This is a genomic window from Thiocapsa sp. (assembly GCF_011390875.1).
Lineage (GTDB): Bacteria > Pseudomonadota > Gammaproteobacteria > Chromatiales > Chromatiaceae > Thiocapsa.
Genome location: NZ_JAABRP010000009.1, coordinates 17,402 through 42,126, shown reverse-complemented (window position 1 = coordinate 42,126; position 24,725 = coordinate 17,402). Strand labels below are relative to the sequence as shown.

Here is a 24,725-nt window from a genome sequence, read left to right as displayed (position 1 = left end):
GCAAACAACGGGCCAGTGGTTGCGAGATAGATTTCAATGACCTACCGGGAAATACAGCCATTACGAGGGCGACGTGTCGCATCCGCGACAAAGACAGCTCCAAGGTGAGCCACGGCCGGTGCCGATGTTGCCACATCCGGTGCGCCCGCTTGCGCTGAAGCAGCGCTGCGGCGCCAGCGGTTGCGTGCCGGGGACAAAGGAGTCAAAGCGGCGTTGGATCTTGCCGACCAAGAGACGGCTTGTCAGGTACCGAGAATCCTTTTTGAAACGACAGCATCTCAGCTCGGCTCCGCGTCCTCGGACAGGTTGCCGTTTCGCACCAACACACGATGGATCTTGCGAGCGGTCTTGGCCAGACGCGACAGGTCTGCAAGACTCGGCCGCTCTCCCTCGGCGAGCCGCTGCTCCCATGCCGCCAGCTCTCCCTCCAGATAGTCCAACAGCTTCTGCGAGCAGCCGGAACAGTCGCCGCTGCAGGCACGGGCCTGCGCCGCCTCGAACGGGATCGCCGCGCGCACCTGCTCGATGAGCTGTCGCAAGGCGGTTCGGGTATCCGGTTTCATGATGCTCTCGTGCATCGCATGCCTTCGTCGGTCAGGCGAGGCCCCCGGGCACAGGCGCCCCGAGTCAACGTGTTAATCTTGGCCGAGACCGTAACGCTCGAGACCATGGACACGCCCCGTCGGGGCGAGCGTGCGTCACAATCCCGGGCCGTCAGGTCAACGCATAGCGCTGCAATGCCGTCGGCGGTCATTCGAACACCGAGAAACTGCTCTTGGGCGGCGCCGATTTCGCGCGGATTTTGTCATTTCACATCAGGATGTCTATGAAGATTCCAAAGCGTCTCGAACCCTTGGTCCGCGACGGTCTTGTCGACGAGGTGATCCGCCCGCTCAAGAGCGGCAAGGAGGCCGCGGTCTATGTGGTACATGCCGATGGCGCGGTGCGCTGTGCCAAGGTCTACAAGGAAGCCAATCAACGGGGTTTTCATAAGCAGGTCTTGTACAGCGAAGGGCGTAAGGTGCGAAACAGCCGACAGGCGCGCGCGATGGCGAAAGGCTCGCGCTACGGGCGCCAACAGCAGGAAGACGTCTGGCAGAACACCGAGGTGGATGCCCTATACCGCTTGGCCGCAGCTGGCGTGCGTGTTCCCAAGCCTCACCTCTACGTCGAGGGCGTCTTGCTGATGGAGCTGGTCACCGACGACGAGGGTAATGCGGCGCCGCGGCTCAATGATCTGGACCTGACGGGCGAGCAGGCGCTTCGATACCACGAGATCCTGCTCAAGGATGTGGTGCGCATGCTCTGTAGTGGTCTCGTACACGGCGATCTGTCCGAATTCAACATCCTGGTCGACCAGTACGGCCCCGTGATCATCGACCTCCCCCAAGCGGTTGATGCAGCGGCCAACAACAATGCCGCGAGAATGCTGGAGCGCGATGTCGGAAACCTGGCATCCTACTTCGGTCAATTCGCCCCGGAGCTGCTCTCGACATCCTATGGAAAAGAGATCTGGTACATCTACGAGAGCGGCGCATTGACGCCCGAGATCAAATTGACCGGGCACTTCAAAGGTGCCAACAAGGAAGCGGACATCGAAGGCATCATGCGAGAAATCAACGATGCGCGGGAGGATGCGATCAGACGTCGTCAGGGTCGCGAGGATGCCTGACGCGCGATTGACCTGACCCGGCTTCGCCTGGAGAGGCGTGACACCGCAGGAGCGGTGTCGTCCAGACCACACAGGGGGGAGGATCACGCCGGCGCCGGGTTCGCCCCGAACAACCGGCCCAGACGTCCGTGCACACTGTCGTGGATCGAGAGCAATGCCGGGATGACGAGCAGCACCAGCAGGGTTGCAAACCCGAGTCCGAAGGCGATCGAGGTCGCCATCGGGATCAGGAACTGTGCCTGAACGGATTTCTCGAACAGGAGCGGCGTCAGGCCGGCAATCGTGGTCAGAGAGGTCAAGAGTACGGCCCTCAGGCGCTGGCAGGCGGCCTCGATCAAGGCATCGCGGCTGGCGACCCCCAGGTCGAGCTGCTCCTGATAGAACTTGACCAGGATGATGGAATCGTTGATCACGATCCCGGACAGGCCGAACATCCCGAACAGCGAGAGGATGGTGACATCGATGCCGATCAGCCAGTGTCCGAAAAGTGCGCCGGTCAAGCCGAACGGTATCGCCGCCATGACGACCAACGGCCAGCCATAGGACGAGAAGACCCAGGTCAGGATGATGTAAATCAGAACCAGCCCGAGGACCAGGCCCTTGCGCATATCGCCCAAGGTCTCGCGCTGATCGGCGGAGCGCCCCTCGAAGGAGTAGCTGATCCCGTAGCTCGCCTCGAGCTCGGGCAAGGTCGAGGCGATCAGACCTTCGATGATGGCCCCGGCGTTGTTGGCGTCGGAGTCGACGTCCGCCGAGACCTCCACCGCCAGCTTCCCCTCGGCATGACGCAGGATCTCGAACCCGCGTTGTGAGCGCCATTGCGCGACCGTTGTCAGCGGCACCGAGGTCCCGTCGGGAAGGCGGATGTTGATGCGCTCGAGCGTTCCGAGACGTTCGCGCTCGGCCTTGGGAAGCTTGACGCGGACCTCGACCTCGTCGGCGCCGTCTTGGAAGATCTGGACCAGCTGTCCCTCGAACGCGGTTCGCAGCTGGGTCCCCAGCTCGGCGACCGTGAGACCGAGCGCCTGACCCGCAGGGGTGAGCGAGTAGATGATCTGCTCGCGTCCGAAGGCCATGTCGTCCTCGACGGCCGTCACACCCGAGATCCCCTTCAGAACCTCGGAGATATCCAGTGCCGCAGCCTTCAGCGTCGCCGCATCCGCACCGAAGAGCCGCACGGTCAGGTCTCGACCGGGCGGACCGGCGCGCCGCGAGGCGATGGTGAAGCCCTCGAGCCCAGCCGGCAGCTTGATGCGCTCCTGCCAGGCTCGGATGAACTCCTCGTTGCGCACATCGCGCGCGTCCGGAGCGACCAGCTCCACCTGCAGGGCGCCGAGCTGATCCGCCGAGGAGCCGCTACTGTCCCCTTTGGAACCGTGCAGCGCGATCGCGAGATTGACCAGCCTGCCCTGATCGAAGGCCCGTTCGGTTTCCCAAAGCGTCTCGTCGAGGTGCTCCAAGAGCGCATCGACCCGCGCGCGCGGGGTGCCGGCGACAAAGGTCGCGTTTGCCGTGACGATTTGACCTTCCGGCGTCGGGAAGAAGACGAAGCCCAAGCGCCCGCCGGCCAAAAGGCCGACAGCGATCATCAAGGCCGCCACCGCACTGGCTATCGTCGCGAAGCGATGGTGGACGGCGAGCGTCACCAGGGGCCGGAACAGCCTGTCGCGAAAGTATTCGAAGCCGCGATCCAAGCGTGCACGCAGCGAGTCGGGCTTGACCTTGTGCGAGTGCACGAAGGCGCTGCGCAGATGCCCGGGCAGGACGAGCATGCTCTCCAGGAGCGAGGCAAGGATGACGGCCACGATGACCAGCGGGATGACGTTCAGGATGTTGCCGATGACCCCGCCGACCAACATCAGCGGAAGGAAGGCGGCGATGGTAGTGAGCGAGGACGCGACCACGGGCGCCAGCATCCGCCGCACCCCGCCCTCGGCCGCGAGGAGCGGATCCTCGCCCATCTGATGGTGGGCCATCGCATCCTCGCCGACCACGATGGCATCGTCCACGATGATGCCCAGCGCCATGATGAGCGCGAAGAGGCTCATCATGTTGATGCTGCCGCCGGCCAGATAGAGGATGAAGAGGGTCGCCATGAAGGATACCGGGATCCCCCAGGCGACCCAGAAGGCGACCCGACCGCTCAAAAACAGAAAGAGGATCGCCACGACCAGGACAAGACCGCCGGCCCCGTTGGTGACGAGCAGCATGATGCGGTCGCGGATCAACTCCCAGGAGGCGTCGTAGACGACCAGCTCGACCCCGGGCGGGAGCAAGGGACGGGTCTCGGCCAGCCAGGTGTCGAGCGCCTTGGCCGCGGCGAGCGAGTTGCCCGTCTCGGCGCGCTGCAGGATCATCTCGACCGCGGGGCTTCCGTTCATCGATAGCCGCAGGGTCGCGTCGCGGGGCACCCGCTCGATCTCGGCGATATCGCCGAGCTGCAGATTCAGCGTCTCCTCGGTCTTGATCGGAATCTGTGCAAACTCGAGCGCATCCCGGCGCTTATCCAGGCTGCGCAGCTCGCGCGTCGCCTCGCCCCGACCGATCGCGCCGGCCGGAAGGTCACGACTGAATGCACCGACCCGCTCGCCGATCTGCGGCAAACCCAGGCCCAGCTCTTCGAGCTGCGCCTGATCGACCTGGATGCTGATCTCTTCGAGCGGCAGCCCGCGGATCTCCACCTTGTCGATCCCGTTTTCGAGCAGCTCGGACTCGAACCGGCGTGCCAGATGGCGCAGCTCGTCCGGGCGCTCGAGACCGGTCAGGACCAGGCGGGCGACCGACTCGTAGCGCGTCACCAGCGCGACCTCGGGTTTCTCGGCGTCCTGCGGGAGGTTGCGGAAATCGTCGACCAGGCGACGTACCTGGTCCAGGGCCAACAAGGGGTCCACTCCCTCGTTGAACTCCAGCGTAATCGACGAGATGCCTTGGGTCGACGTGGAGGTCATCTTGCGCAGCTCATCGACCGAGCGCAGACGCTGCTCCAGTGGATTGGTGATGCCGTCCTCGATATCCTCGGCACTCGCCCCTGTCCAGACCACCCGCACCGTGACGAGGTCTAGGTCGAAGTTCGGGAAAAACTGTACGTTCAGGCGATCCAGAGCGAAGATCCCGCTTAGGATCATGATCGCCATCAAGAGGTTGGCGGCGACCTTGTGGTGGGCGAAGAGGCCGACGATGTCGTTCTGATGCCCCTTGACCACCTTCTCCTTGGCCGGTCTGCCGTTCGTCACTGCACCGTCTCCACCCTCAGCCCGTCCACGGCATTGGGCATGTGGGTCACGATCAGGCGGTCCCCGGCGGCGAGATCGGCTGCCTGAACCAGAAGACGTTCCTCGCCCGTCTCGGTAAACCAGCTTCCCAGACTTCGCACGGGCACGCCCTTCATCCGGCCGTCGACGAGCTTGTAGATGCGATCACCGCCGTAGACCGCACCGAAGGGCGCCGGCACCACGCCCTCCTGCGGCGGACGGTCCAGGCGCAACGAAATCATCTGTCCGGCACGCAGAAGGCCCGCCTCATCCGCGACATCGAAGAGACCATCGATGCCGCTAGCGCTTGCCTCCCCGGCGAGTCGTTCGAGCGAAAGATCGAGGGTGCGGTCCCCGACGGTGGCCGTCGCCGGCAGGCGGCCCTCGGCCTGCAGCGATGCGGTCAGCTCAGCTTGAAAGGGCGCCGGGATACGCGCGCGCACCTCGAGGCTGTCGATCGCATAGAGGGTCAAGAGGACATCGTCCTTGCGCACCTGATCGCCCGCCGTGACGGAGACCTTGGCGATGATGGCATCGTAGGGCGCGACCACCGGAGCACGCTCGAGCTCGAGCGCGATCTCCTCGAGACCCGCCCGTGCGCTCGCGAGTCTTGCCTCGAGCGCGCGTCGGCGCGCCGGGAAATCCGCGATGCTCATCTCGCGGTTGCTCACGGCCAGGGCTTGGCGGGCCAGCTCCTGCTCGGCGATATCGAGGTCGGTTTGGGAGCCGACCCTTTGCTTGGTCAGCTGCGAGGCGCGCTCGACCCCGTCTTGAGCGATCGCGAGCAGCTTGCGCTCCTGTTCGAGCGCGGCGAGATCGGTCTCGTGCCCGGTTTGCTCGCTCTCGACCTGGGCCTCGAGCTCGTCGATTTGGGCCCGCGCCTGTGCGAGACGAAAGCTGAAATCACGGGGATCAAGCTCGACCAGGAGTTGTCCTGCATCGACACGATCGCCCTCGCGCACCAGCACCCTGGCAACACGCGCCTGCGCCGAGGCCGCCGCGCGCAAAAGATCCGGCGTCTGAACACTCCCGTAGAGCTCGAGGCCGGGCGAGAGCCGGCGCGGCTCGACCGTTTCGGCCTCGATCCGCCAGACACGCTCGACGATCTCCGCCGGCGGACGCTCCGGACGAGTCTGCTTAAGGTACTGAAAGACTCCGAAACCGACGGCGAGGATCAGAAGGGGCAACAAAAACTTGGTCAGGCGCTTCACGGTGACTCACGGGGTAACTGCTTGGGTGGGTAGTGTCGGGGCGCGCCGTGTCCAAAGCAACTCGTCAGCCTCCGCCGCTGTAGTCGAAGGTGATCTCTTCGTCGACCGCGATCGCGCGACGGGCGTAGAGATCGAAGCCGTCGAACTCGGTGTTCGGATCGTCGCTGTGGTTCAACCAGCGCAGAAGATTGCGGCCCTCGCGAGCGGTGAGGACATTGCCCTCGACGTCGTAGGCCCAGAGCACGTAGGTGCCGTCGCGGTCCACCTCCGCGCCTTCGTAGGTCCCGATAAAGTCGCCGCTGCGAAACGCGATCTTCGCGAAGCAGCCTTGGCCGTGAATCGAGGAGGCTGCGCGGTAGACGCGCGTGCGCAGCAAATCGTCGGTGGAGGATGAGCGGCCCATCGCGGCCGTCGCCTTGCCGCGATGCTCTGACTCAGCGGCGCTTGGCCTTGGCGAAGGCATCCGCCATGGTGCCGCCGCCGGGGGCCGCCGCGGGCGCAGGCGCCTTGGCGCGCGCCGCACTTCGCCCCTCGGACGCCGGGTGTGCCTCGGACGGGCGGCCGGGCCGACCCGGCGGGGTGTGAGCCCTCGGGCGCGGTTCTCGACCCTGCGGTCGAACGTCGGACGCTCCGCCGGCCGCGCGGTCTGGCGCGACATCGCCCAACCGCATGCTCAGCGCGATGCGTTTGCGCATGAGATCGACCTCCATCACCTTCACCTTCACGAGGTCACCGGACTTGACCACTGCATGCGGGTCCTTCACGAAGCGATCTGCCAGGGCGGAGATGTGCACCAGACCGTCCTGATGCACCCCGACATCCACGAAGGCGCCGAAGTTGGTCACGTTGGTGACCGTGCCCTCGAGGATCATGTCGGGCTTGAGGTCCTTGAGCGTCTCCACGCCTTCCTTCAGCTGAGCGGTCTTGAACTCGGGGCGTGGGTCGCGGCCGGGCTTCTCCAGCTCGGCGAGGATGTCCTTCACCGTCGGCAGGCCGAATCGGTCGTCGGTGAAGCGGGCGGGATCCAGGCGGCGCAGGGTCGCGCTGTCGCCGATCAGGGCGGTGATGGGTTTGCCGGTCTCCGCAAGGATGTTGCGCACCAGCGGATAGGCCTCCGGATGAACCGCCGAGGCGTCCAGAGGCTCGTCGCCGTCGCGCACGCGCAGGAATCCCGCACTCTGCTGGAACGCCTTCTCGCCGAACCGGGGGACCGCCATCAGACGCTTGCGGTTGGAGAAGGCCCCGTTGGTCTCGCGGAACTGCACGATGTTCTCGGCCAGTGTGCGGTTCAGTCCGGAGACTTGCGTCAAGAGCGGCACGGAGGCGGTGTTCAGATCCACCCCGACGGCGTTCACGCAGTCCTCGACCACGGTATCCAGGGCGCGCGCGAGCCGGGGTTGATTGACATCGTGCTGGTACTGGCCGACACCGATCGCCTTGGGCTCGATCTTCACCAGCTCGGCGAGCGGATCCTGCAGTCGGCGCGCGATCGAGACCGCACCGCGCAGCGAAACATCCAGCTCGGGCAGCTCCTTGGAGGCGAATTCGGAGGCAGAATAGACTGAGGCGCCGGCCTCGCTCACGACGAGCGAGCGCAGACCGAGCTCCGGATGTTTCTGGATCAGCTCGCGCACCAGCCGGTCGGTCTCGCGCGAGCCGGTCCCGTTGCCGATGCTGACAAGCTTGACGTCGTGCTCCTTCGCCAAGAGGGCAAGGCGCGCGATCGATGCATCCCACTGGTTCTTCGGCACATGGGGATAGATGGTATCGGTCGCGGCCACACGCCCGGTGCCGTCCACGACGGCGACCTTCACGCCGGTGCGCAGTCCGGGATCCAGTCCGAGTGTCGCAAGCCGGCCCGCCGGGGCCGCCAACAAAAGCGCCTTGAGGTTGAGCCCGAAGACGCGAATCGCCTCCTCCTCGGCCGCTTCCATTATCCGCCCCTTGAGCTCCAAATCGAGCCGCGTCAGCAGCTTGATCCGCCAGGTCTTGCGGACCGTCTCGATCAGCCAGTCGTCGCCGGGGCGCCCGGCCTGGCGAACCCCGAAGCGTGAGGCGATCAGACCGCGACAGACGGCGTCGGGATCATCGCCCTCCCCGGCCAACAGTTCCAGGTGAAGGACGCCTTGGTTACGTCCACGGAACAGTGCCAGTGCGCGGTGCGACGGAATGCGTGAAAGCGGCTCGCGATAGTCGAAATAATCCGAGAACTTATTGCCCTCTTCTTCCTTGCCCGGCATCACCTTGGAGACCAGAATGCCCTTCTCCCAGAGGTGATCGCGCAGGCGCCCGGTCAGCTCGGGATCCTCGGCGAAACGCTCCATCAGGATCTGACGCGCACCCTCCAGGGCCGCCGCGATGTCCTCCACGCCCTTGGTTGAATCCACATACGCCGCCGCGCGCGACTCGGGCGACACACTCGGATCCGCAAGCAACGCATCGGCCAAGGGTTCGAGCCCCGCCTCGCGCGCGATCTGGGCCTTGGTGCGCCGCTTGGGCTTGAAGGGAAGATAAAGGTCTTCGAGACGTTGCTTGGTCTCGGCGCCGACGATCTCGGCTTGGAGCTCCGGTGTCAGCTTGCCCTGCTCCTCGATGCTCTTGAGCACGGTCGCGCGACGCTCGTTCAGATCGCGCAGATAGACCAAGCGCTCTTCAAGCAAGCGTAACTGGATATCGTCCAGCCCCCCGGTGGCCTCTTTGCGATAGCGCGCGATGAAGGGCACGGTCGCGCCCTCGTCGAGCAGTCGGATGGCGGCCTCGACCTGCTCGGGTCGAGCGGCAAGCTCCTGGCTGAGGGTCAGGGTAATGTCGGTCATGCGCGATGGGTTCCGATGCAGCGGATCAGGATGAATGGCGGCGGAAGCATACACCCCAGACGGGAGGGGCGCAGGCTCTTAGGTCGGCGGCAGGCGGCAGGCATCGCCGTAGACGGCCATGATCTGTTTGAGCTCGCGCAGCAGGGTGCTGCGCTCCTCCTCGCTCAAACCCCGCGTCTCGGGAAGCTGTGCCCCGGCCTCCAAGGCAGCAATATCTTGCCTGACCTGTCTGCAACCCTTGCTGCACACCGCCTCGATGCGCGCATCCACACGACACTGCTCAAGCGTCTGCACAGCCCTGACCTCCGGCGGTGAGCGAGATGGTCCGACACGCGCGCCTCGTCTCGATCGCCGGCGTTCCGAACGAGATCGACGCACCCTGTTTGCCGGGTGTTTGCCGATTATAGGAAGATGACGACGGAGGTCACAACGCATGTCGACGCAAAGACAGGATGAACAAGGCCCGATGACGGCCCCGCCGACGATCGATTGGGCCGCCGGGACGAGCCGCTGCGACATCCGATCGGGTGCACTGCATCTGTGGCGGATCCGCACCGATGCAGACGGGATCGATCTCGCGCACGGTCTGAGTCTGCTCGGCGAGCGTCAGCGCGCGCGCGCGGCGCGGATGCGTCATCAGCCCTATCGCGAGCGCTATGTGCGCGCACATGCCGGATTGCGCGAGATCCTCTCGCGCTATCTCGACGCACCGCCGGGGTCGCTCCGCTTCGACTACGGACCGGCGGGCAAGCCTGCGCTCGCCGGCGCAGCCGTGTCGCTCTCCTTTAACCTGACGACCACCGGTGACCTGGCCTTGGTGGCCGTTTGCTCCGGGGTCGGGCCAAGCACCGATGTGGGTGTCGACTGCGAGTGGATCCGCCCGCGGCACAGCATCGAGGCCGTGGCTGAGCGCATGTTCGCACCCGAGGTGGTGCGAACTCTCGAATCGGCTCCGCAGGACGAGCGCCTCGCCCGCTTCTACCGTGCCTGGACCGCACTCGAGGCGGATGCCAAGGCCGACGGTCGTGGACTCTTCCGGCCGCGACCCGCCGGCGCACGGCCGCCGGCGGTTCTGCATTGCATCCCGGAGGCGGGCTATATCGCCGCGGTCGCGCGCGAGACCCTGCCGCCGGTGAAGGACTGGTCGACATTCGATCTGCTCTAAACCGCGCCCGGAGCGATATGCGTAGTGTGTTGGATTGGCTTGGCCGCGCCGGCTCCGACACGTGTCGGAGCCGGCGCGGTTTAGGCATGAAAAGCGCTTGAGAATGAAGAGCGTCGCCATCCTGCTCATCAGACCGTCGTCGATCACTCGATAGGGCACCGGAAGCATCGATCGCGCGGACACGGCCGGTACGCCGCGTATAATCCGGGGCTTCAATCCCGAGGAGCGCCGTTCGTTGGAAAACATTCAGATCGTCTTACTTGCGTTCGTCCAGGGCATTACGGAGTTCTTGCCGATCTCGAGCTCGGGACATCTGATCCTGACACCGCTGCTGTTCGGCTACGAGCTGCAGAGTCTCGCCTTCGATGTCGCGTTGCATCTCGGCACGCTCGCCGCGGTAATGCTCTATTTCAGGCGCGAGATCGTGACCATGACGATCGCCGTGCTGCAGTCGTTGCGCACACGCCGATTCGACGCGCCCGATGCCCGTCTCGGCTGGATGATCATTCTAGCCACTCTGCCGGTGATCGTGCTGGGCCTGCCGTTGAAGTCCGTGCTCGAGGTTCTGCGCGACGACCCGACCCTGGTCGCCGTGGTGGTCGCGGCCACCAGCATCGGCTTCGGGCTGCTGCTGTGGTGGGCGGACTACAGCGGAAAACGCGCGCGCGACGAATACAGCGTTGGCTGGAAGGCGGCCCTGTTCGTCGGCGTCATGCAGGCGGTCGCGATCATTCCGGGGACCTCGCGCTCGGGCATCACCATCACGGCGGCGCTCATGCTCGGGCTGACCCGCAAAGCGGCTTCCCGCTTCTCGTTCCTGCTCGCGATCCCGACCATCATCATGGCGGGCGGTCTGGAAACGCTCGATCTGGTGCAGGCCGGCGAGCCGGTCGACTGGATGTCGCTGTTGCTCGGAGCGGCCCTTTCGTTCTTCTTCGCCTACCTGACCATTCACTACTTCCTGAAATTCATCGAGCGCATCAGCATGCTACCCTTCGTCATCTACCGGGTGCTGCTGGGCGCTGTGATTCTGGTGCTGGTGTGGTGACCATCCATGTGGTGACCATCCATGAGTCTGGAAGCCGAAATCGCGACAACCTTGACCTCCGGGATCGCGAGCCTGCAGCCGATCCTCGATCGTTACGGACTCTGGGCACTGTTTGTCGCCTGCATGGCCGATGGATTCGGCATCCCGCTGCCGGGCCAGACCATCTTGATCGCCTGCGCGCTCTTGGCCGCGACCGGGAAGATGGACACCTGGTGCGCCGTAAATCGGCCGGCCAACACGCCTGAGCCGCGACAAATCGCACGGCAGGCCCGGCCGTGACCTGAGCAACAACCAACGGGGGCGGAAACATGGTCAATCCCCAGCCGCCGGACGCGCTCGAGATGACACGGCCGGACTACGAGGGCGGCGGCATCCTCAATCTGATGAGCAGCATCATCCAGGCCCGCGGCGGACGATCCGACGCCCCGAGCCTGCGCGATCTGCCAACGGACGAGCTGGCGCAAGCCACCAATCTGATCCTCCTGGTCATCGACGGTCTCGGCGCCGATTGGCTCGACAAGCGATCTCCCGACGGGATCATGAGGCGAGCCCGGCGCACGACCCTCACCTCGGTCTTCCCCTCGACGACGGCCGCCGCGATCCCGACATTTCTGACCGGGGAAGCGCCGTCGGCACACGGACTGACCGGCTGGCATACCTATCTGGGTGAGCTCGGATGCGTGATGACGGTGCTCCCGGGCACGCCGCGCTTCGGCGGCGTGCCCTATCGGAAGGCCGGGATCGATCCGGTCAAGCTCTTCGGGACCACCCCGATCGCCGACCGGATCGCCACTCGCAGCATCTTGGTCTCGCCGGTACACATCGCCCGGTCGGACTTCAATCGCGCACATCTCGGGCGCGGCGAGCTGGTGACCTTCAAGGGATTGCGCGACATGTTCACCCGCACCGCCGGGGTTCTACGCGGGTGGGGGCGACGTCGCCGGGAGCCGAAGTATCTCTATCTCTATTGGCCGAGATTGGATGCCATCGGTCACGAGCAGGGAATGGAGAGTCCGGCTGCACAGGCACACCTGCACGAGATCGAACAGGAGATCGCCGCCTTCATGCAGGAGATCGCCGATACGGACAGCCTGCTGCTGGTCAGCGCGGATCACGGTCAATTGGATACTCAGCCCGCGGATGCGATCGACCTCGCCGATCATCCGGAGCTTGAAACCCACCTCTTGCTTCCGCTGTGCGGCGAGCCGCGTGCGGCCTTTTGCTATCTGCGCTCCGGCCATGCGGAGGCCTTTCGCGACTACTGCAACGATGTCCTCGCGGACCGCGTGGAGCTCGTGGCGAGCGAGCAACTCGTCGAGGAGGGATTCTTCGGAGCGGGGAGACGGCACCCGCGATTCATGGAGCGTGTCGGGGATGTCTGTTTGCTCCCGAAGGGCAACAACGTCGTCCGACAGTGGCTGCCCTTCGAGGAGCCTCACCGGCAGATCGGTGTCCACGGCGGACTCAGCAACGCCGAGCTTCGGGTACCCTTATGTCTGCTGCGCACTTAAACCGCGCCTCGCACAATATGCGGTGTTTTCGGATTGGATCGGGCCCGGCAGTCTTGATAAACGTTGGAGTCGGCGCGGTTTAAGATATTGAAAATATTTAATTTTAAACCGCGCCCCAAAACGGGTTGTTTATGCACTGAAGGTCGAGCTGACTCGAAAATCAGCAAGTCGCTCCGGACGCGGTTTAACATGCCGAGTGCCTCACATCAAACCGAGCTGGAGACGCGCCTCGTCGCTCATGTTCGCCTGACTCCACGGCGGATCCCACACCAGGTCGACCTGAATCAGGCCCACGCCCTCGACCTTCGAAACGGCATCCTTGACCATGATCGGCATCATGCCGGCGACCGGACAGGCCGGCGCGGTCAGCGTCATGTCGATCGAGACGTCGCCGACCGGGGAGATGTCGACCCGATAGATCAGACCGAGATCATAGATGTTGATGGGAATTTCAGGATCCTGGACGCTGCGCAGCGCCTCGATAATCGGCTCGCGCAGTTCCTCGGCGTCCATCTGCTCGACCGCGACGTCCTCCGTGAGCACAGCGGTGGTCGCACTCTCCTCGTCGTGCTTTCCGAAGCCGGCGAAGCGGGCCAGTCTGTTCATGCTCGACCTCTTGACTACAATTTCCGGTTGAACCGCGTCGGGCGCTACAGGCGATTCGCGCGATAGGCTTGACCATTCTCGATACCACGACCTCCGTAGAAGACGCGGTTCAAGGGATTGATGATGACAAATCTCCGAACCGTGTCGACTCTACGTCTTGCCTTAATCCGCAAGGGAGCCGACTCGAGCGATCCCTCGAAGACCGGTCCGGACGCGCTTTAGGTCAGTGGAGCGGTTTCGAGTCGGCGCCCAACCTCCTCCGAGACCGCCTCGCGCAGTGCATCCGAGTGCAAGGCATCGATGATCTCCTCGGCGAATCCCATGCAGAGCATGCGACGTGCGAGCGGTGCGGAGATACCGCGCGAGCGCAGATAAAACAGCTTCTCGGGCTCGATTTGGCCGACCGTCGTGCCGTGGCTACACTTCACGTCGTCGGCGTTGATCTCGAGCTGCGGCTTGGTATCGACCTCGGCGTTCTCGGACAACATGAGATTCTTGTTGGACATGGCCGCGTCTGTCTTCTGCGCGTCCTTGGCCACCACGACCCTCCCGTCGAATACCGCCCGACCCTTACCGTAGAGGATGCCCTTGAAGGTCTCGCGGCTCGAGCACGCCGGGACTGCGTGATCCACGTCGATGTGGTAGTCCATCAACTGCCGATCGCCCGCGAGATAGAGCCCTTGCAGGTCGCATTCGGCATGCTCGCCGCTGAAGCGGGTCACCAGATCGGTACGCGCCCAGGCTCCGCCCAGACCGATATTCACGCCGACATAGCGACTGTTGGCGTCCTGGCTCAGGTAGAGGCCCGTAATGTGGAAGGCGTTCGGGCTCTCGATCTGGATACGGTCGTGCTTCAGCACGGCGTCTCGACCGAGCGACAGCTCCAGCACCGAGTTGGTGCAATAGAGCGACTCGCCGAGACTCACATACCGCTCGATCAGGGTCGCTTGCGCTCCGTCTGCAAGCGAGACGACATGGCGGGGCTGAGCGACGCGTGGCTCGTCCATTCCGACGGAGAGATGGATCAGCTCGATCGGCCGCTCGAGGATCGCACCGCGATCGAGCAAGACCACCAGGCCGTCGTCCAGACCCGCCGTGTTCAAGGCTGCAAACAAGGGCTGGCTCTCGCCCGCCACGCCGTTGAGACGCTCGCGCAAGGCATCGGGGTCACTTGCCAACAAGGCCCGAAGACCGGTCACGCGAACACCGCGCGGCAGGTCGCCGAGTGCTGACAGCGAAGGCGTGTAGCGGCCATTCACCATCACCACGCGATGGCTCTCCAACTCGGGGATCAGCAACTCCTCGATATCGTCCAGCTGCAGCGCAGTGACCTCGTCCTCGACCCGAGCGAACCCTTGCTCGATCAGTCGCTTCAGACTGGTATAGCGCCAAGCTTCCTGCTTGGTACCCGGCACGCCTTGCTCGCGCACTTGGTCCAGTGCGCTGCGCCGCTGCGCCTCGAGCCAATCGAGCCCGGCGCCGACCTCACCGTCCGCGCGGGCGGCAAGCCAGGTGTCGAAGCTGGTGGGCGCAGCGCCGTTCATGCCGCCTGCTCCTGCTCGAGAATCCATCCGTATCCCTTCTCTTCGAGCTCCAGCGCCAGTTCTTTGCCGCCCGAGCGGATGATCCGACCCTTGGCCAGGACATGGACACGGTCTGGCTCGATGTAATCGAGCAGACGCTGGTAATGAGTGACCACGATCATGGAGCGCTCGGGATTGCGCAGCGCATTCACGCCGTCGGCGACGACGCGCAGGGCATCGATGTCCAGCCCGGAGTCCGTCTCGTCGAGGATTGCGAGCTTGGGTTCGAGCAGCGCCATCTGGAAGATCTCGTTGCGCTTTTTCTCGCCACCGGAAAATCCGGCGTTGACCGCGCGTTTGAGCAAAGAATCGTTCAGATGCAGGATCTTCAGCTTCTCTTTGATAAGACGTAGAAACGACACCGCGTCCAACTCACTTTCGCCGCGGGCCTTGCGGATACTGTTGAGTGCGGCCTTGAGGAAGTAGGTGTTGTTGACACCGGGCAGCTCGACCGGATACTGGAAAGCCAGGAAGACGCCAAGATGCGCGCGTTCCTCGGGCTCGAGCGCAAGTAGGTCTTGCCCTTCGAAGGTGACCGAGCCGGCCGTGACCTCGTAACCCTCGCGTCCGGACAGCACATGCGAAAATGTGCTCTTGCCGGACCCGTTCGGACCCATGATGGCGTGGATCTCACCGGGACCGACCTCCAGATCAAGCCCCGTCAGGATCTCGTTTTCACCGACTTTGGCCCGCAGGCCCTTGACAGACAACATCGTTAAGTCTCCTGATCGATCGCGTCCGGCGTGACAGGCTCGACCCTCGGACTGGATCGGCCTGAGAGCCGGCCAAAGAACGTCTGAGCCGACGCGATCGATGTGTTTAATGTCGTTTATAAAGACTTGAACCGCGTCGCGCTAAGGCTATTGATCGCCGTAAGGCCGGATGCGTGCACTAAGCGTGCATAATCATCCGAACGCGGTTCAACAGCGGTTCAGCCGACCGCGCCTTCCAAGCTGATGCTCAAAAGTTTCTGGGCCTCGACCGCGAACTCCATCGGCAGCTCATTGAAAACCTCTTTGCAGAAGCCGTTGACGATCATCGAGACGGCGTCTTCCTCGGTGAGCCCGCGCGAGCGGCAGTAGAACAGCTGGTCGTCGCTGATCTTCGAGGTGGTCGCCTCGTGCTCCAGATTGGCGCTCGGGTGCTTGACTTCGATGTAAGGGAAGGTATTGGCGCTACAGCGGTCGCCGATCAGCAGGGAGTCGCACTGGGTATGGTTGCGCGCACCCTCGGCGCGCTGACTGATCCGCACCAGGCCGCGATAGGTCTGTTGACCCTCGCCCGCCGAGATCCCTTTGGAGACGATGGTCGAGCGGGTATTGCGCCCGAGGTGGATCATCTTGGTCCCGGTATCGGCTTGCTGGCGGCCCTTGGTGACGGCAACCGAGTAGAACTCGCCGACCGAGTCGTCGCCGCGCAGGATGCAGCTGGGATACTTCCAGGTGATCGCGGAACCCGTCTCGACCTGGGTCCAGGAGATCTTGGAGCGTGCACCGCGGCAGTCCCCGCGCTTGGTCACGAAGTTGTAGATGCCGCCACGGCCTTGGGCGTCGCCGGGATACCAGTTCTGGACGGTCGAGTATTTGATCTCGGCATCGTCCATGGCGATCAGCTCGACGACTGCCGCATGGAGCTGATTCTCGTCGCGCTGTGGCGCCGTACAGCCTTCGAGATAGCTGACGTAGCTTCCGGCTTCGGCGACGATCAGGGTTCGCTCGAACTGGCCCGTGTTCCGCGCATTGATTCGAAAGTAGGTGCTCAACTCCATCGGACAGCGCACGCCCTTCGGGACATAGACGAACGTGCCGTCGCTGAAGACCGCGGCGTTGAGTCCGGCGTAGTAGTTGTCGGTATGCGGAACCACCGAGCCCAAATACTGTTTGATCAACTCCGGATGGTCGTGAACGGCCTCGGAAATGGAGCAGAAGATCACGCCCGCGTCGGCCAACGCGGAACGGAAGGTCGTGGCCACCGAGACGCTGTCGAAGACGGCATCCACGGCGATCCCGGCGAGCGCCTTTTGTTCCTCGATCGGGATGCCGAGCTTTTCGTAGGTCTCGAGCAAGGCCGGATCGATCTCGTCGAGACTCTTGGGCATGTCTTCCGGTCGTTTCGGGGCCGAGAAGTAGGAAATCGACTGGAAATCAATCGGCGGATAGTGGACCGATGCCCAGTGCGGCGTCTGCATGGTCAGCCAGTGCCGGTATGCCTTGAGCCGCCACTCGGTCATGAACTCGGGCTCGCCCTTGCGGGCGGAGATGGCACGCACCACCCCTTCGTCCAGACCGGGCGGCAGGGTATCGGACTCGATCTCGGTCACGAAACCATGCTCGTACTCGGATCGGACGATATCGTCGACAGCTTGGGTTGAGGTCATCTCTCCTGGCTCCGTTTTCTTGAGCGTTTTACTGGGTATTTACTATACGCCCTTCTCGGCGGGTTTCAACAGCCCGCGGGACGTGCGCAAGGCATCGGGTCGGTTTGGCTTAAATCCTCGACATCGATCATGTCCGAGCGCCGCACCCAGGTTTCAAGGGCTCTCCCGCGACGACCCAAACAACGGCGGGATTATATTCGAATTTTCGCAACGCATTCAGCGCAGACTTGTTAATGCGAACGGTTCCCATTATTCTATCCGCCGGACGGAAAACCACCGAGACCGCTACCCACATTCGGCCATCAGGAGGCCCAACCGCATGAAACCATCACGCTATCTCATCTCCTCGATCAGCGGCGGGATCGCCGCGACACTCCTCTTCGCCCTCCCGCCCAGCGTCGAGGCGGCCGAGGAAGAGGTCAACCTCTACTCCGCGCGTAAGGAGGAGTTGATCAAACCCTTGCTGGACCGTTTCACGGAGCGAACCGGCATCAAGGTCAACATGGTGACGGACAAGGCCGAGACCTTGCTCAAGCGCTTGGAGAGCGAGGGGATCAATTCGCCGGCCGATTTGCTGGTCACCGTCGATGCCGGCAACCTCTATCGCGCCAAAGAGGCCGGGGTGACCCAGCCGATCGAAAGTCAGGAGCTGATCGATGCGATCCCGGAGGCTTACCGTGACCCCGAGGGTCATTGGTTCGGCCTGTCCCTGCGTGCGCGCCCGATCCTCTATGTCGAGGGCAAGGTCGATCCGACCAGCCTCACGACCTACGAGGCGCTGGCCGACCCCGCTTGGAAGGGGCGCATCTGCATCCGCTCCTCGGACAACATCTACAACCAGTCGATGGTCGCATCCATGATTGCCGCCGACGGCGTCGACGCCACCGAGGCCTGGGCGACGGGGCTCGTCGCCAACATGGCGCGTCCGCCCAAAGGTGGCGATCGGGACCAGATCGCGGCTGCGGCGGCCGGTCAGTGCGACATCGCCATCGCCAACACCTACTACCTCGCCGGCATGCTGACCTCGGGCGATCAGAGTCAGGTGGACGCCGCGCAGGTCATGCGAGTCTTCTGGCCGAACCAGGACGGTCGCGGCGCCCACGTCAACGTGAGCGGGATCGCCATGACCCACTCCGCGAAGAACCGGGAGGCGGCAACCAAGCTTGCCGAGTTCCTCGTCAGCCCCGAGTCTCAGACCTGGTATGCCGAGGTCAACGGCGAGTACCCGGTGCTCCCGGGTGCTGAGGTCAGCGAGCTCCTGCAATCCTGGGGCGAGTTCAAGGCCGACGACCTTCAACTCTCGAAGCTCGGCGAATTCGGGCCGGATGCGGTGCGCCTGATGGACCGCGCGGGCTGGAAATAGACGGGGAACCACTCGAGAAGCGATAATGGGGCCTGACCGGGCCCCTTGTCGGCCCCTCACCCCGGAGGCAGTCCTTTTTACAAGATGAGGCGATCGTGAGCACGCATGAGCGCCGAGGATTGTGGTCGGCGAGCATCCTCGCGATTGCACTCTTGACCGGTTTGCCGGTGCTGGTGATCGTCGGTTTTCTCCTGGTTCCCACCGGCGATGTTTGGCAGCATCTGGTCGATACGGTCCTCGCCGACTATGTGCTCAACACGCTACTGTTGATGCTCGGAGTGGCCGTCGGAACCCTGATCGGCGGCGTCGGCACGGCCTGGCTGACCAGCATGTGTCGCTTTCCCGGGCGCGGCCTTTTCGAATGGGCACTGATCCTGCCCATGGCGATGCCCGCCTACATCATCGCCTACACCTACACCGGCATGCTCGATTTCGCCGGACCGGTTCAGAGCACGCTCAGGGACTGGACCGGATGGGGGTTCGGAGACTACTGGTTTCCCGAGATCCGCTCGCTCGAAGGGGCCGCGACGATGCTCGCCTTGGTCCTCTACCCTTACGTCTATCTGCTCAGCCGAGCGGCCTTTCTCGGCCAGTCGCTGTGTGTGTTGGACGTCAGCCGCACACTCGGCAACGGTCCCTGGCGCACCTTCTTTTCGGTCGCATTGCCCCTGGCACGTCCCGCCATCGTTGCCGGACTGACCCTGGCCCTGATGGAGACCCTGGCCGATTATGGTACGGTCCAGTATTTCGGCGTCCAAACCTTCACGACCGGGATCTTCCGCACCTGGTTCGGTCTGAACAACGCTGCGGCTGCAGCACAGCTCTCGGCGATGCTGCTCGGCTTCGTCCTGGTGCTGATTGCGCTGGAGCGGATCTCGCGCAGCCAGGCCCGTTACCACGACACGGGTCGGCGGCATCAATCGATCCGCCGCTACCATCTGACCGGCTGGCGCGCCGTCGCGGCGGTCGTCTTTTGCTTGATTCCGCTGATGCTCGGGTTCCTGATCCCCGCCGGACAGCTCGCCGTCTGGGCGTTGACGATCGCCGAGGGCGCCTACGACGCAGCCTTCTGGCGCTTGGTGCGCAATAGCCTCGAGCTCGCGGCAATCGCCGCGCTGATTGCCTTGCTGCTCGCACTGGTGCTGGGCTACGGAAAACGCCTGCACCCCACCCGCACGGTCACTGCGGCCGTGAAGGTCGCGGGTCTGGGCTACGCCATTCCCGGGACGGTCATCGCCATCGGCGTCATTATCCCTTTCGCCTGGTTCGACAACACGCTGGACGCCTGGATGCGCCGCACCTTCGACGTCTCCACCGGCCTGTTGCTGAGCGGAACCCTGGCCGCCCTGATCTTCGCCTACCTGACGCGCTTTTTGGCCGTTGCACTGCAGACGGTCGAGGCGGGGCTCGGGCGCATCCGACCGTCCATGGACGAGGCCGGCCGCGCGATGGGCTATCGACCCGGGCAGGTCCTGCGGCGTATCCACATCCCGATGCTCAGGGGCAGCTTGCTCACGGCGGTGCTCTTGGTCTTCGTCGATGTACTCAAGGAACTCCCGGCGACCCTGATCCTGCGACCCTTCAATTTCAACACACTCGCGGTACGCGCCTACGAGCTGGCCTCCGACGAGCGCCTGGCGGACACCGCGCCGGCCGCGTTGACCATCGTGCTTGCAGGCTTGGTTCCGGTTATCCTGCTGAGCCGTTCCATCACCAAATCCCGCAATGCCGACACAGCTTGAGGTCAGAGACGTCAGCGTCGCCTATGGCGACACCACGATCGTGCGCGATGTGTCATTCGTCCTCGAGCAAGGCATCATCGGGTGTCTGCTCGGACCGAGCGGCTGCGGCAAGACGACCTTGCTGCGCGCCATCGCCGGTTTCGAGCCCGTCAGCGGCGGCGAGGTCCTGTTGCACGGGCGTCGCGTCTCGGTGCCCGGCGACACCCTTCCCCCGGAGCAACGGCGGGTCGGCATGGTCTTTCAGGACTTCGCCTTGTTCCCGCACCTCACGGTGGCACGCAACGTCGCGTTCGGCCTACGCGGACTCAAACGGGCCGAGCGCGAGCGTCGCGTCGCGGAGCTCCTCGATCTGGTGGACCTGCGACACGCGGCATCCCTATACCCGCACGAGCTCTCCGGAGGGATGCAGCAACGGGTCGCCCTGGCCCGCGCCATGGCACCGCGTCCCGATATCCTGTTGCTCGACGAGCCCTTCTCGAGCATGGACGCGGAGCTGCGCGAGCAGCTCGCGCGCGAGGTCCGGAATTTACTCAGACGCGAGGGCGTGACGGCGATCCTCGTCACCCACGATCAGCTCGAGGCCTTCGCCATGGCCGATCAGATCGGCGTGATTGCGAACGGCAGCATCCGTCAATGGGGAACCGGATTCGGGCTCTACCATGAGCCTGCAGATCGCTTCGTTGCCGGCTTCATCGGCCAGGGCGTCTTGCTCCCGGCGGTCGTGGTGGACGAGACACGCGTGAAGACGGAGCTCGGGCGCGTCGCCGGGAGCAAGCCGCATGGTTTGCTGCCCGGAACGACGGCGGAGGTGTTGATCCGACCCGACGACATGCTTTACGACGAGACCAGCCCGAGGCGCGCGGTCGTGGTCGAACGCGCATTTCGCGGCGCCGAATACCTCTACCAGCTCCGGTTGGAAAGCGGAACCGAGGTGCTTTGTTTGGTCCCGAGCCATCATCAGCATGCCGTCGGGGACGAGATCGGGGTCCGGCTCGAAGCCGATCATCTAGTGGTCTTTCCCTGCACGGGCGGCGAACCGGATACGCCGGAAGACGCGGCGGCGAACCGTCCCCCGGCGCGGACCTGACCGGAAATGGCGTCGGATCCCGGCGATGCAGGACCCCTTTCGCTCAGCCGCTTCGGCCGGTTTTCTTGGCCTTCTTCTCCGCCCGCTTCTCCTTCATGTTCTTCAGCGGCTGCTTCTTGGCTTCCTTCTTTTTGTCTTCGCCTTTGCTCATTTGTGTCTCTCCACGTCCCGTCGTCGATCGATCGGATATCGGTGATCGGTCGGAACGCTCGAACGGAATGGTCGAATGGGCCCTGTACCGGCCCGGCTCTGCCCGATGATCGTCGGCGTTCAATCCTCGAATCGGCAGGAGGTTATCATGCCACAAGCCCCCCGTAAGGCTAGCGCCGCGCACACCGAGATCCCGACGGCGATACGCAACCTTATCGCCCTTTATCTGGCCGTATCGATCGGCGCGATCGCCCTGCTGCTGTTCGGCGGCGATCCATCGTCCGGGATATTTCTCGTCCTCTTTGCGCTACCATGGAGCCTGTTCGTAAGCCAGGTCAGCGGCCTGCTCGGAATCGACTCGGCCGCGCTCAACCTTGCACTGCTTGCAATCGGCGTCGGTATCAACGGCGCGCTGCTTTATCTACTCGGTCGCCGCTTGCGCAGACGACAATCGCCTTCTTGACCAACGCGAGATCACCGATGGCATCCTCGATCTTTTCCGCGCGCGCTCCACACGTTTTGATCGGCGTCCTGGCGATACTTGCCGCCGCCGGATGTACCAATCACCTGCAGGAACGACAGCTGATCCCGCCCACCGATTCGCGAGCACAGGCTTGCGTGGCGAGCTGCGACCTGAGCCGAAGCCAGTGCGAGCAGCGCCAACGGGTGCGCGAGGACGAGTGCCGCCTGCATTACGAGCGACTGTCGGCAGATCACGAGACATGTCTCGCCACGCCGGGAGCGCTCTGCATCAGGCCCGACACCTGCCCGGCCGCCGAGATGACGATCTGCACGATTCAGTACGAAGAGTGCATCGTCGGCTGCGGCGGCAGCGTCGAGACACGGTTCTCGCTGCCCCGCGCGGCCTCGGGCTGATCTCGGACGTTCGGACGGTTCGAGACCGCAGACGCGATGCTCCAGCTCGCGTCCGTTCACGAGCCATCCGCCTGGAGGCCACACGAGGTCGCCCGCATCGGGCGCACAGGGCCGCTGCTTCGCATCGACCCGTGCCGAGTCTGCCGTGTTCGCGGTAACGCGTATACGGCATTATTTTTGCTTTCCGTGGTTCGTTACCCCTAAAAACAGCTTTGAGGATAGACCATGAACGACACCAATGTGACCTGGCACGAACACCAGGTCTCTCGCGTGGATCGCGAAACGATGAAGGGACACAGGGGCTGCGTGATCTGGTTCACCGGACTCAGCGGCTCGGGAAAGAGCACGATCGCCAATACGCTGGACCATCGGCTCCACCAGCAGGGCATCCACAGCGCGGTACTGGACGGGGATAATGTCCGTCACGCCCTCAATGCCGGACCCGGAATGCTCCGCGAGGTTCACGGCGAGGAGTTCGCACAACGCTTCGGCCTTGGTTTCTCCGCGATCGATCGTGAAGAAAACATTCGACGCATCGGCGCGGTCGCACACCTCTTTGCACAAGCCGGCATCATCGCCCTGACCGCCTTCATCAGTCCCTATCGCGCGGACCGTGACCGGGTTCGGCGCGCCATGCCGGAAGGTGACTTCATCGAGGTCTTCGTCGATACCCCGATCGAGATCTGCGAGACCCGCGACCCCAAGGGGCTCTACAAGAAAGCCCGTGCCGGCGAAATCAAAGGCTTCACCGGGATCGACGATCCGTACGAGGTCCCGACCGCACCTGAGCTGCAACTCCATGCCGGCCGGAACCCGCCGGATATCTTGGCCGACGAGGTGATCGCCTATCTGCGTTCAAGCGGGGTCATCCTGCCGAGGTCCTAAGCTCACGGGCCGCGATGCAGCCTGATTCGATACCTTGAACAACCCCAAGTCGTAGGATGGGTAGAGTGCAGCGAAACCCATCCTTACCATCACCGACGTCGTCGCAAAGAGGTCGCGGCTTGGAGGCCAAATTGAACTTTGCCACTTCGTCACGAGACGCTTTAGCTTGGAGGATGGGTTTCGCTGCGCTAGTTTGGAGGATGGGTTTCGCTGCGCTCTACCCATCCTACGTTTTCGCGGTCAGCCCTTCTCGAGCAGGCTTCGGAGATCGATAATCGCCGCGTTCGCACGCGAGATATAGGACGCCATCACGAGGGAATGATTCCCGATCGGACCGAATCCGGTGCCGTTCAGGATCATCGGGCTCCAGATCGGATTCTGAGTGTTCTTGAGCTCTCGGATGATCTGTTGGAGGGAGACCAGCGCGTTCTTGTCTTCAAGCACCTTCTCGAAATCGATCGAGAGTGCCTCGAGGGTATGCAGCAAGGCCCAGGTATAGCCGCGCGCCTCGAAGAAGACGTCGTCGATATCCAGCCACGGGGTCTTGTTCTCGCGCTCGCCGACGGCCGGACGTGCTTGCTGAGCACTTGGTTCACCCGCGAGCGACGTATCCAAATGGGCCTGCCCGACAGCATAGGAGAGGCGCTGAGCCAGGCTGCCCAGGCGCTTTTCGGCAACCGCGAGATAGGATCTCAAATTGTCGGATCGCGCGAAAAACTGCCCGTCCGAGGTCGCGTCGTCTCTGAGACGCTCGAAATACCGGTACATGGCAGCTATGCCGGTGCGATATTCGGACTCCGTCGAGGGTAGGATCCATGACTCGGAATCGTAGCTGAACTGTGGCTCGGCCACCTGAAGATCCGGGTCCTCGACCGATTGAGTCTGGGAGCGGGAAAACTCGTTGCGCATCGCTCGCGACAGATCCCGCAGCTCGGTGAGGGCACCGAACTCCCAATTCGGAATGTTGTCCAGGAAGACGCCCGGCGGGGTCATATCATTGCTCAGATAGCCGCCTGGTTTGTCCAGAAGTGTCTCGGCGATGCCGATGGCGGCGGCAGTCGTGTAGCTGCCGGTCATGAGTCGCGCCGGCTCGCTCCCGTCGCCGCCGGCCAAGCTCGCTGCCTTTTCCCGGACGTCGAAGGTCGCCGGCGAGCGCGACCAGAAGACCGCGAGAATCGTGATCACCAGGATGTAGGTGACGACAAACAATCCCGCTGTCCACCACAGCCCCTTCTCGCGCCAGGTTCGCGGATCATACATCTTGACGACTTCGGTCACCGTCTTCGGCAGGTGCGGCTTTTCCATCACGTTCTCCGTACTTTCTGGGGCTTGTGCGTTCGCGGGACTGCAAAGCCGCTCGGGAACCTCGAATCGATGTCGAC

Annotated in this window: 22 protein-coding genes; 11 read left to right on the top strand and 11 right to left on the bottom strand. The window is 63.7% G+C overall.

The features are described from left to right. Nucleotides 1-278 precede the first annotated feature (278 nt). Nucleotides 279-563: a hypothetical protein gene (locus GPT33_RS01420; protein ID WP_296805183.1), complete on the bottom strand. Its 285-nt coding sequence runs from the start codon at nt 561-563 to the stop codon at nt 279-281. Between the two features lie 263 nt (nt 564-826). On the opposite strand from GPT33_RS01420, the gene GPT33_RS01415 reads away from it, so the two are divergent. Beyond that, complete coding sequence (locus GPT33_RS01415; RefSeq protein WP_296805179.1) at nt 827-1,672, top strand: PA4780 family RIO1-like protein kinase; 846 nt, start codon at nt 827-829, stop codon at nt 1,670-1,672. 83 nt (nt 1,673-1,755) lie between these two features. Here the strand turns inward: GPT33_RS01415 and GPT33_RS01410 are convergent, their stop codons facing one another. The 5 genes from GPT33_RS01410 to GPT33_RS01390 form a co-directional block, all read right to left on the bottom strand. Then, a complete protein-coding gene (locus tag GPT33_RS01410; protein WP_296805177.1) occupies nt 1,756-4,905 on the bottom strand; it encodes an efflux RND transporter permease subunit in 3,150 nt (1,049 codons plus the stop codon). Then, nucleotides 4,902-6,134, bottom strand: a complete 1,233-nt coding sequence (locus GPT33_RS01405; RefSeq protein WP_296805174.1) for a biotin/lipoyl-binding protein — start codon at nt 6,132-6,134, stop codon at nt 4,902-4,904. The genes GPT33_RS01410 and GPT33_RS01405 overlap by 4 nt, the downstream gene beginning before the upstream one ends. A gap of 64 nt (nt 6,135-6,198) precedes the next feature. Next, nucleotides 6,199-6,537, bottom strand: a complete 339-nt coding sequence (locus GPT33_RS01400; RefSeq protein WP_296805172.1) for an SET domain-containing protein-lysine N-methyltransferase — start codon at nt 6,535-6,537, stop codon at nt 6,199-6,201. 31 nt (nt 6,538-6,568) lie between these two features. Next, nucleotides 6,569-8,950, bottom strand: coding sequence for a Tex family protein (locus GPT33_RS01395; protein WP_296805170.1), 2,382 nt, complete (start codon nt 8,948-8,950; stop codon nt 6,569-6,571). A 78-nt stretch (nt 8,951-9,028) separates the two neighbouring features. Then, the gene (locus GPT33_RS01390; RefSeq protein WP_296805168.1) at nt 9,029-9,244 is read right to left on the bottom strand and encodes a hypothetical protein; all 216 of its coding nucleotides are present in this window, start codon (nt 9,242-9,244) and stop codon (nt 9,029-9,031) included. A 139-nt stretch (nt 9,245-9,383) separates the two neighbouring features. On the opposite strand from GPT33_RS01390, the gene GPT33_RS01385 reads away from it, so the two are divergent. From GPT33_RS01385 to GPT33_RS01370, 4 genes are all read left to right on the top strand, one after another. Beyond that, entirely contained in the window at nt 9,384-10,115 is a 732-nt protein-coding gene (locus tag GPT33_RS01385) for a 4'-phosphopantetheinyl transferase superfamily protein (RefSeq protein ID WP_296805166.1), read from the top strand. A gap of 235 nt (nt 10,116-10,350) precedes the next feature. Then, entirely contained in the window at nt 10,351-11,163 is an 813-nt protein-coding gene (locus GPT33_RS01380) for an undecaprenyl-diphosphate phosphatase (RefSeq protein ID WP_296805164.1), read from the top strand. 21 nt (nt 11,164-11,184) lie between these two features. Next, nucleotides 11,185-11,442 carry a hypothetical protein gene (locus tag GPT33_RS01375; RefSeq protein ID WP_296805162.1) on the top strand — a complete coding sequence of 86 codons (258 nt, stop codon included), beginning with the start codon at nt 11,185-11,187 and terminating at the stop codon, nt 11,440-11,442. Between the two features lie 29 nt (nt 11,443-11,471). Then, nucleotides 11,472-12,674: an alkaline phosphatase family protein gene (locus tag GPT33_RS01370; protein ID WP_296805160.1), complete on the top strand. Its 1,203-nt coding sequence runs from the start codon at nt 11,472-11,474 to the stop codon at nt 12,672-12,674. A gap of 201 nt (nt 12,675-12,875) precedes the next feature. Here GPT33_RS01370 and GPT33_RS01365 read toward each other — a convergent pair whose 3' ends face one another. From GPT33_RS01365 to sufB, 4 genes are all read right to left on the bottom strand, one after another. Next, nucleotides 12,876-13,280, bottom strand: coding sequence for an SUF system Fe-S cluster assembly protein (locus GPT33_RS01365; RefSeq protein ID WP_296805158.1), 405 nt, complete (start codon nt 13,278-13,280; stop codon nt 12,876-12,878). Nucleotides 13,281-13,498: 218 nt separating this feature from the next. Then, nucleotides 13,499-14,824, bottom strand: a complete 1,326-nt coding sequence (gene sufD / locus GPT33_RS01360; RefSeq protein ID WP_296805155.1) for a Fe-S cluster assembly protein SufD — start codon at nt 14,822-14,824, stop codon at nt 13,499-13,501. After that, complete coding sequence (gene sufC, locus GPT33_RS01355; RefSeq protein ID WP_296805153.1) at nt 14,821-15,576, bottom strand: Fe-S cluster assembly ATPase SufC; 756 nt, start codon at nt 15,574-15,576, stop codon at nt 14,821-14,823. Before sufC ends, sufD begins: the two co-directional genes overlap by 4 nt. A gap of 218 nt (nt 15,577-15,794) precedes the next feature. Next, nucleotides 15,795-17,240, bottom strand: coding sequence for a Fe-S cluster assembly protein SufB (sufB, locus tag GPT33_RS01350; RefSeq protein ID WP_296805151.1), 1,446 nt, complete (start codon nt 17,238-17,240; stop codon nt 15,795-15,797). Nucleotides 17,241-17,559: 319 nt separating this feature from the next. On the opposite strand from sufB, the gene GPT33_RS01345 reads away from it, so the two are divergent. From GPT33_RS01345 to cysC, 6 genes are all read left to right on the top strand, one after another. Beyond that, nucleotides 17,560-18,603, top strand: a complete 1,044-nt coding sequence (locus tag GPT33_RS01345; RefSeq protein WP_296805149.1) for a Fe(3+) ABC transporter substrate-binding protein — start codon at nt 17,560-17,562, stop codon at nt 18,601-18,603. Between the two features lie 95 nt (nt 18,604-18,698). Further along, nucleotides 18,699-20,345: an iron ABC transporter permease gene (locus tag GPT33_RS01340; protein WP_296805147.1), complete on the top strand. Its 1,647-nt coding sequence runs from the start codon at nt 18,699-18,701 to the stop codon at nt 20,343-20,345. Further along, nucleotides 20,329-21,432, top strand: a complete 1,104-nt coding sequence (locus GPT33_RS01335; protein ID WP_296805145.1) for an ABC transporter ATP-binding protein — start codon at nt 20,329-20,331, stop codon at nt 21,430-21,432. Before GPT33_RS01340 ends, GPT33_RS01335 begins: the two co-directional genes overlap by 17 nt. Before the next feature lie 256 nt (nt 21,433-21,688). After that, complete coding sequence (locus GPT33_RS01330; protein WP_296805143.1) at nt 21,689-22,045, top strand: hypothetical protein; 357 nt, start codon at nt 21,689-21,691, stop codon at nt 22,043-22,045. Between the two features lie 17 nt (nt 22,046-22,062). Next, complete coding sequence (locus GPT33_RS01325; protein WP_296805141.1) at nt 22,063-22,458, top strand: hypothetical protein; 396 nt, start codon at nt 22,063-22,065, stop codon at nt 22,456-22,458. Between the two features lie 225 nt (nt 22,459-22,683). Continuing rightward, entirely contained in the window at nt 22,684-23,343 is a 660-nt protein-coding gene (gene cysC / locus GPT33_RS01320; RefSeq protein ID WP_296805139.1) for an adenylyl-sulfate kinase, read from the top strand. Between the two features lie 240 nt (nt 23,344-23,583). On the opposite strand, the gene GPT33_RS01315 is transcribed toward cysC, so the two are convergent. Next, nucleotides 23,584-24,648 carry a DUF2333 family protein gene (locus tag GPT33_RS01315; protein ID WP_296805137.1) on the bottom strand — a complete coding sequence of 355 codons (1,065 nt, stop codon included), beginning with the start codon at nt 24,646-24,648 and terminating at the stop codon, nt 23,584-23,586. Between the last annotated feature and the right edge of the window lie 77 nt (nt 24,649-24,725).

Bases quoted from the DNA above. Each gene is read 5' to 3' on its own strand.
- GPT33_RS01420 (WP_296805183.1), bottom strand. From the start codon at position 563: ATGAAACCGGATACCCGAACCGCCTTGCGACAGCTCATCGAGCAGGTG.
- GPT33_RS01415 (WP_296805179.1), top strand. From the start codon at position 827: ATGAAGATTCCAAAGCGTCTCGAACCCTTGGTCCGCGACGGTCTTGTC.
- GPT33_RS01400 (WP_296805172.1), bottom strand. From the start codon at position 6,537: ATGGGCCGCTCATCCTCCACCGACGATTTGCTGCGCACGCGCGTCTAC.
- GPT33_RS01395 (WP_296805170.1), bottom strand. From the start codon at position 8,950: ATGACCGACATTACCCTGACCCTCAGCCAGGAGCTTGCCGCTCGACCC.
- GPT33_RS01385 (WP_296805166.1), top strand. From the start codon at position 9,384: ATGTCGACGCAAAGACAGGATGAACAAGGCCCGATGACGGCCCCGCCG.
- GPT33_RS01375 (WP_296805162.1), top strand. From the start codon at position 11,185: ATGAGTCTGGAAGCCGAAATCGCGACAACCTTGACCTCCGGGATCGCG.
- GPT33_RS01370 (WP_296805160.1), top strand. From the start codon at position 11,472: ATGGTCAATCCCCAGCCGCCGGACGCGCTCGAGATGACACGGCCGGAC.
- GPT33_RS01365 (WP_296805158.1), bottom strand. From the start codon at position 13,280: ATGAACAGACTGGCCCGCTTCGCCGGCTTCGGAAAGCACGACGAGGAG.
- sufD (WP_296805155.1), bottom strand. From the start codon at position 14,824: ATGAACGGCGCTGCGCCCACCAGCTTCGACACCTGGCTTGCCGCCCGC.
- sufC (WP_296805153.1), bottom strand. From the start codon at position 15,576: ATGTTGTCTGTCAAGGGCCTGCGGGCCAAAGTCGGTGAAAACGAGATC.
- sufB (WP_296805151.1), bottom strand. From the start codon at position 17,240: ATGACCTCAACCCAAGCTGTCGACGATATCGTCCGATCCGAGTACGAG.
- GPT33_RS01345 (WP_296805149.1), top strand. From the start codon at position 17,560: ATGAAACCATCACGCTATCTCATCTCCTCGATCAGCGGCGGGATCGCC.
- GPT33_RS01335 (WP_296805145.1), top strand. From the start codon at position 20,329: ATGCCGACACAGCTTGAGGTCAGAGACGTCAGCGTCGCCTATGGCGAC.
- GPT33_RS01330 (WP_296805143.1), top strand. From the start codon at position 21,689: ATGATCGTCGGCGTTCAATCCTCGAATCGGCAGGAGGTTATCATGCCA.
- GPT33_RS01325 (WP_296805141.1), top strand. From the start codon at position 22,063: ATGGCATCCTCGATCTTTTCCGCGCGCGCTCCACACGTTTTGATCGGC.
- cysC (WP_296805139.1), top strand. From the start codon at position 22,684: ATGAACGACACCAATGTGACCTGGCACGAACACCAGGTCTCTCGCGTG.
- GPT33_RS01315 (WP_296805137.1), bottom strand. From the start codon at position 24,648: ATGGAAAAGCCGCACCTGCCGAAGACGGTGACCGAAGTCGTCAAGATG.